This is a genomic window from Frankia sp. CpI1-P, assembly GCF_001421075.1.
GTDB classification, from domain to species: Bacteria; Actinomycetota; Actinomycetes; order Frankiales; family Frankiaceae; genus Frankia; species Frankia torreyi.
Genome location: NZ_LJJX01000104.1, coordinates 1 through 2,399 on the forward strand (window position 1 = coordinate 1; position 2,399 = coordinate 2,399).

General features: G+C 75.9%; 1 pseudogene. It reads right to left on the reverse strand.

Features of this window, described 5'->3' with window-relative positions:
- Window positions 1–63 precede the first annotated feature (63 nt).
- Window positions 64–384, reverse strand: a pseudogene (locus tag FF86_RS30430) (hypothetical protein); the annotation flags it as partial.
- Window positions 385–2,399: the final 2,015 nt, after the last annotated feature.

The window sequence follows — 2,399 nt, forward strand, 5'->3', positions numbered from 1 at the left end:
GCGCACCACCGTGCACGTCAGATGAAGTGAGGTGCACCGTGGGCGGTGCACCGTGCACTCCGATCAGGCGGCCGCCGCGGGGCGGTCCAGGTCGGCGGCAACGGTGTGCAGCAGGGTGGTCACCTGGTCGGCGGTCCGACCGTCCGCGTCGTTCCAGTCGGCGATGGCGGCGCCGGCGCCGGTGTCGAACAGGCCGAGGCCGACCTCGGGGTCCGGGTCCTCGTCGACGTCGGCGGGGATGCGCAGAGCGAGGTCGGCGAGGGCCGCACCCAGGAGGTCGTGGGCGTCCGGCTCCTCCGGTTCCCGGAGCGGGTGGGCGCCGGCGGCGGCGCGCAGCGCGCCTATCAGGCACACCTCGCCGTCGTCGCCGAGGTAGTCGTGCTGNCACCACCCGCGGGTGGTGATCTCGCCGGCGGCGGCGCGGAGCAGCGCGGGGATGGTGGTCGGGATGGTCACAGATCCTCCAGGTAGAGGGGGGCGGACGGTGTGCGTCAGGGACGCCGGCGGCGGTGCAGGTAGCCNGCGCCGCAGACGGCGGCGGTCACGGCGAGGGCGGCCAGGGGCCGGCCGTCGACGCCGTGCGCCGCGGCCCCGGCGAGGATCACCAGGGCGAGGACGGTGAGCAGCAGCCAGCGGCGGCGGGACCGGCCGGCCGCCGCGGCACGCTGGCCGGCGGTCCGCGGCCGGGCCGCCGGCCGCCACGACAGCGGGCCGGGCAGGTTGACGCTCGTCAGCCCGCGGCGGCCGCCGGTACGCGACCACAACCGCCAGGACGTGCGGCCCACCCGCAACGTCACGCTGGACAGCCCGCGCTCGGTGATGGTGGCCCGCAGGGGGCCCAGCCGACGCTGGGCCCGGACACGGATCGGCATGAGATCGCCCCTTCGTGGATGCGCTGAAAACGCGCGTTTTAGGTGACAGTTAGGTGCACGGTGTACGGCGGACGGTGCACGTCACAGGGGCAGGGCGGCGGGCAGGTCGATCCGCTCGCCCCACACCGCNCCGGGCGGGGGGCGCAGCGCGGTGGCCACCACGCCGACCGGCGTGACACCGGTCGGGCCGTGCTCGGCCAGCCACGTCAACCGGCCGGCGGCGGGCCCGGTCGGCCACGGGTCGGCCACCAGCAGCAGCGGGCCGACCGCGGCGTCCAGGCGCAGTCGGCCGGCGGCGAGCCGGCAGGCCACCTCGATCAGGCTGCGGATGCCGTCGGCACCCCGCTCGTGCCAGTCGAGCCGGCGATGGTCGACCCCGNCGGCGGGCAGCGGGTCACCGGCGAGCCACACCAGACCGCCGGCGTCCAGGTGCGCACGGGTCCGCGCGACCGTCTCCACGGTCTTGCCGGTACCGACCCGGCCGACGATCAGCGTGCTCGTCAGCCGGGTGGCCGGCGGTGGGGCGGCGATCTTGTGAGGGGTCATGACACTCCGATCCGTGGCAGAGAGTGAGGGTGGTGGGGGATGACNCAACCGATGACGCAAGCTCCGGCGGCCCCCGTCCGGCCGCCTCTATAGGCGAGGTCAGCCGGCTTNCATCCGCCTTGCGTCATGCCTTGCGTCGTGGGTTGCGTCATCCCTTGCGTCATCGGCCTTGCGTCACTGTCCGTCGTCGCCGTCGGGCCCCTTCGGGGCGTGGTCGGCGTGGTAGTACGGGCCGCGCTCGCGGAGCTGGACGACCTGCCCGGCGACGATCGCGAGGCGCNGCCAGTCGCCGACCGCCTGCCGGGTTCGGTCGATGCCCTCCGCGGCGAGCGCCTTCCACAAGACGCCTGCGGCCATCCCCTTCGGGCCGGCGGCATACAGCATCTCGATCATCCGGGCGCGGGCCGCGTCCGTGTCNATCTCCTCGCCGCCGGCGCCGCCGTCGGCCGGGGGGGTGCTCTGCGGGTCGGGGGCGGTGGCGTCCCACCCGTCGACGAGCTCTCGCCAGGCCCGCTGCTCGGCGAGCAGACGCCGGGCCTTCTCCACGGCGTCGGCGGCGCGGNCGTTGGCCGTGTCCGCGTCGGCGGGGCCCTCGCGCATGACGTCGTCGAGCAGGTCCTGGGCGGCCTCGGGTCCGGCGGCGCGGGCCTGGTCCATCGCGGCGTTCGGGTCCTCACCGTTGGCCTGCGCGGCCAGGCCCGCGGCGAACGCCACCAGGTCCTCCGGGCTCGCCGGCCCGTCGCCGTCGGTGTCGCTGGCGGCGACNAGGCCGGGCAGGGTGCGCTCCCAGCGGCCGGCCCAGTCCGCTCCGAACGCCTCCAGGGTCGGGGCGTCCGGAGCGGGCCGCCGGCCGGCGACCGCCCGGGTCAACGCGGTGATCGTCTCCGGTTTGATACGCAGCCCCTTGAACGCGCGGGGCTGCTCGCCGCGGTAGGACAGGTGGCCGTAGCCGCGGCCGAGCACCTGGTCGCCGTCCATCGT